The organism is Plantibacter sp. MMLR14_011 (assembly GCF_001865025.1).
Lineage (GTDB): Bacteria > Actinomycetota > Actinomycetes > Actinomycetales > Microbacteriaceae > Plantibacter > Plantibacter flavus_A.
This window is the reverse complement of the sequence record NZ_MJGW01000103.1, coordinates 1-334: the sequence shown is the minus strand read 5'-3', so window position 1 is coordinate 334 and position 334 is coordinate 1. Positions and strand designations below refer to the sequence as shown.

Annotated in this window: 1 protein-coding gene; it reads right to left on the bottom strand. The window is 71.6% G+C overall.

Translation table 11 applies throughout. The features are described 5' to 3' along the window. The coding region (locus BIU99_RS19210; protein ID WP_305790399.1) for a carbamoyl-phosphate synthase domain-containing protein at positions 1–304 on the bottom strand (304 nt) is incomplete at its 3' end. Positions 305–334: the final 30 nt, after the last annotated feature.

Below are 334 nucleotides of genomic sequence, written 5' to 3'. Positions count from 1 at the left end.
GGTCGTCGAGCGACGCCGTGGCGCGGTGGTTCGACACCACGCGGCTGGGGTCGCGGACGACGTAGCCGGCGACCCAGATGCGACGGGACTCGGGGTCCTCGTCGTTGACGCCGGTGTTGCCGATGTGCGGCGCGGTCTGCACCACGATCTGCCCGGCGTAGGAGGGGTCGGTGAGCGTCTCCTGGTAGCCGGTCATGCCGGTCGCGAAGACCACCTCACCGAGGCTGCGTCCGCGGGCGCCGTACGCCCATCCGTCGTGTCGGGTGCCGTCCTCGAGGACCAGCACGGCCCGTTCGCGTGTCATGAGTTCGTCCCTTCGCCCGCGGTCTGCGGG